Below are 4,168 nucleotides of genomic sequence, written 5' to 3' on the forward strand. Positions count from 1 at the left end.
TGGTGCTTGAAACCCTCCTCTGCTTCAAGCGTGCTGGTGCGGATTTGATCCTCACCTATCACGCCTGTGATGCAGCCGAATGGCTGCGCCAGGGCTGAAGCCGGCTCTGACGGCAAGCACTCCGGGGCAACCCCCCTAGCGTTAGCCCGTCCAACGCGGGCTGCATGAGTGGGGCTGCGCGGGTTACGCCACCTTTTGCTCGTCGTTGCCGTCGGCTTCCCGGTCGGGGTCGTCGCGCGCGAGAAGGAGATTCCTCCGGCGCTCCTCCCTCTGGTCAAGAGTTTTGAGGCGTACGCCCGGGATCTTGATCGTCTCGATGGGGTCCTCAAGGTCGCCTCACCGGAGACCCCTGCGGCTGAACCGACTGCTGAGTTGCTGGAACGGCTCAGGCCTCCCAAGCCGGGAGACTTGCCAGCCAAAACTGAGGCCGTTGCCGTCGCAGAACGGCTGCGCCTGGACCTGCAGCAGGTGATCGCCGTTGTGGTGCAGAACGACCCGGTCCTGCAGCAGCAGGTTGCCGAAGTCCAGGAGCAGCAGGGCTGGTTGAAATCCGTCCGCGGCCGTCTGTACCCGATCCTTGGCCTGAACCTCGGCGGGAGTTACACCCAGCAGAAGGTGGGCAATGTCGCTTGGCAGGGGAACGAGAGCCTGTATGGCGTCGACTCCGCCTTCTACGTCCCGACGGGTGGTTGGGAACGGGCCCAGACGAACGTCGGCGAAGGATTTGCCCTGCTGCGCCTCGATTACGAGCTCTTGAGCTTTGAGCGCAATGCCGCTCTCGCGGAGGTCAAAGCGGAACTCGATGCCTCTGAGCAGCGCTATGGCAACCGCCTTCGTCAGTTGCAGCTCAACGTCAGTGAGGCCTACTACCAACTGCAACTGGCTGACCAGTTGCGCAGGATCCGTCAGGTGGTCGTCGACAACGACACCGTGATCTACGACCAGGTCGTGGCGATGAAGATCGCGGGCCTCGTGCCGCGGGTTGATCTCTTACGGGCTGAGGCGATGCTGCAGCAAAGCCGCTTTCGCCTTGAGCAGGCCGATGCCCTGCGATTAAGCCAGCAACGGCGGCTGAGCAACTTGGTCAATGCCCCCTTCCAGATCACGCTCGAGGCGAGCGAGGCCGTTCGCCTGCAGCCGCCCTGGCCCCTGGATCTTCAGCAGACCATTGTCCGCGGCTTCCAGGACAACCCCCAGCTCGAAGCGTTGCAATCGGCGCGTACAGCCTTGCTGCGTCAGGCGGATCGCCGGGCCGCTGAATTGCTGCCGCGGTTGGGGTTGTTTGCGACGGGCGGCTATCTGGCTGCCCAAACCACCGCCCCTTTGGTGGATCTGCAGGGGTGCTGCAAAGGGCCGGCCTATATCCCTGGACTCAATGGCGAGAGTGGGGAATGGGCCGCTGGGGTCATGCTCAATTGGCGTCTCTTTGATGCCGGGATCACCTCGGGGGCGGTTGCTGCCAGCCGAGCGGCGGCGGAGCGGACCTTGCAGGCGGAGGCCACAGAGCGCAATGCGATTCGGCAACGCCTTGAAACCGCCTACTACGACCATCGCGCGGCCCTCAGTCAGATCATTGCGTCGAACGCCTCGTTCCGGGCAGCGCGGGAGGCCTACCGCGATAGTCGCGCCCGTTTTGAGTTTGGCCTGGCGGATTACACCGACCTGGCGGACACGATTCGATCGCTGACGACGGCGATGGAGCAGCAGGCCGAAGCGATGACCTTGGCGAATGTCAGCTATGCCCAGCTGCTGCGGGAGTTGTTGCCGGTTCCCACCACACTCGATGCACCGGTGAGCTTGCCCATCACTTTGTCGGCGGCGCAGGATTGATCAAGGTGTTCACCGTCGCGTGGGAGGTCGCTCCCGCACGCAAGGGATGACGACTGTTTTGCTCCATCAGGATTCGCACCGGGAAGCGTTGCGGCACCTTCACCCAGTTCCCTGTGGCGTTTTGGGGCGGCAGCAGGGAGTAGTAGGCACCACTCCCTGAGCTGATGTTGATGACCTTGCCTTTGAAGGTCACACCGGGGTACATGTCGAGCCGGACCTTGGCGGGCATCCCATCACGGATGCGGTGGATCTGGGTCTCCAGATAGTTGGCGTCCACCCACCAGTGGTTGTTGTCGACGAGGGTGAACATCGCCTGGCCAGGTTTCACATATTGACCAACACGAATGGAGAAGTTGTTGCTGACATACCCGTCCATCGGTGCGTAGTAGCGGGTGTAGTTCAAGTTGACCTTGGCGTTGCCCAGCGCCGCTTTGAGCGCACGGATGTTGGCCTCCTGCTCGCCGATCTGTTTCTCCAGTCGGCTGATGTCGAGGTTGGCCCCTTTCACCCTGGCGCGCGCTTCGAGTTTCGCGGCTTGAAATTCCTGCTCCTTCTCGAGCGAGACCACCTGTTGCTGCTGGAGGTAGGCGTAGCGCTGTTGGTTCAGGTCGATCAGCCATTGACGGGCCTCTTGATCCTTCAAGGCCTGCTTGGCCTGCAGGCGCTGTTGCTCAAGGGCTTCTTTCTGGGCGATGGCCGCATCGAGTTGATGCTGTTGCTGATCGACACTCAGTTGAAAGGGAAGCGGGACGATCTCATAGAGCAGCTGCCCCTCTTTCACGAAGGCATTGGGCTCGGTATTGACGGTCTTGATGTAGCCCTCGACATACGGTGAGACGGTCACCGTGTAGGCGTGGACGTAGGCGTCGTCGGTGTAGGGAAAGAAGTGGCCGTGGATGAAGTACGTGGCGAGGCTGGTGGCGACCAGTCCGATGGCTCCACCGGCGATTAGGCGGGTGCGCTGTTTCTTGCGGGCGGCCTCTTCAGGGCTGAGGGCCTTGGTCTCCCCTGCGGGTTGTGCCGCTGATGCGCTCACGCCCGGCTCGCCTGACTATTGCCGGAGGCTAGGGCTGTTCTTTCGTTTTGGCTGGTGCCGTGCGGTGAAGCTGGGGCAGCACGCAGAGCACCAGCAGGACGAGCCCCACCAGGGTGGCGATGTTGATGAAGTTGACCACTTCGGCCTGTTGGGCGATGGCTTTGTTGAGCAGCTCAAGGGAGCCTTGGGACCAGAGGTTGCCGCTGATGCCCATGGGATGCCCGCTCAAGGGTTCTTGGAAGGTCTCCAGCCCCCAGTTGGACCCGTAGCTCTGCTCACGAAACCGTTCCCAGCTGCCCTGCGTGCTCACGGTTCGGATAGCGGAACTCACTCCCCCAGAGAGGGCCTTGGAGATGTTCGTGCAGAAGAACAGCACGGAGCTGGCGCTGGTCATCAGTTCCGCCGGCATCGTCGAGAACGACATCTGAATCTCGAGGCAATTGATCAGGGCGAAGCAGACCCCCACCAGGATCAATTGCAGGGTGACGTTGCTGTTGCTCTGCTGGGCTGAGGTGTAAGCCATCCAGAGCGCGGTCAAGGCAAAGGTGAAGATCGCCGCAGAACAGAGTTTCTTTTTGGCGGGGATGGTGGCGGCGATGAGATGGGGGCTGGCCCCCGGCGTGACCATCAGGCCCGTCAGGATCGCCGCTGCGACAAAGGGAAGAAAGGACCAGGCGTAGTTCTCAATGGTGTTGTTGACCACCACCATCAAGAAGCGCGGGACGATCGCAAAGATCATGAACAGAAAGAACATCACGGAGCTCAGGTTCACCGCGCTCACGCAGTAATTGACGTCCTGAAAAATCTTGAGGTTGATCAGTTTGGGGACGGTGGCCACACGCCAGCCAAAGAGCCCAAGCAACAGCAGTGAGCTCCAAAGCATCACCACATAGATCCCGCTGCTGAACCACTCCCGTTGGTTCCCGACCACCAGCGAGAGGCTCAGGAGTCCGAAGCCACCGGCCATCAGCCCATAGCCCAGCCAGTCGATCTCGGCTTTCGGGTCCCCCGGGGTCGCGGGCATTAATCGCAGGATCACGGCGACTGCTGCCAGGGCCGCCAGGCCCAGGCCGGCGTAGAGCGTCCGCCAACTGAGGTACCAGGTGACGAAGGCGGAGAGGGGAATGCCGATGGTGGAGCCCGTGACCAAGGCCAGGGCCACCAATCCCTTGCCCATGGGCGTGTACTTCTCCCCCAGCTGACCGCCCAGGTAGCCCCCCGCTGCCGCCGGGATCACCCCGGCTCCGAGTCCCTGCAGCACGCGCATCGCGATGAACAGCTGCGGATCGGTCGCAACGGAGC

4 protein-coding genes are annotated in these 4,168 nt (G+C 62.1%); 2 read left to right on the forward strand and 2 right to left on the reverse strand.

Annotated features, from left to right (window positions below; genetic code table 11):
• Both QZ184_RS10495 and QZ184_RS10500 read left to right on the forward strand, forming a co-directional pair.
• Window positions 1-98, forward strand: a 98-nt coding sequence (locus QZ184_RS10495) for a hypothetical protein (RefSeq protein WP_296418847.1), incomplete at its 5' end; no start/stop codon positions are given.
• A gap of 97 nt (window positions 99-195) precedes the next feature.
• Entirely contained in the window at window positions 196-1,830 is a 1,635-nt protein-coding gene (locus QZ184_RS10500) for a TolC family protein (RefSeq protein WP_296419508.1), read from the forward strand.
• Here QZ184_RS10500 and QZ184_RS10505 read toward each other — a convergent pair.
• Entirely contained in the window at window positions 1,805-2,866 is a 1,062-nt protein-coding gene (locus tag QZ184_RS10505; RefSeq protein ID WP_247477016.1) for an HlyD family secretion protein, read from the reverse strand. The genes QZ184_RS10500 and QZ184_RS10505 overlap by 26 nt on opposite strands.
• Before the next feature lie 28 nt (window positions 2,867-2,894).
• Window positions 2,895-4,168: MFS transporter (locus tag QZ184_RS10510; RefSeq protein ID WP_296419512.1), on the reverse strand; the 1,274-nt coding region annotated here is incomplete at its 5' end.

Source organism: Vulcanococcus sp. DEBay_Sum22DG08_74 (genome assembly GCF_017852955.1).
In the GTDB taxonomy this organism is placed as follows: Bacteria; Cyanobacteriota; Cyanobacteriia; order PCC-6307; family Cyanobiaceae; genus Vulcanococcus.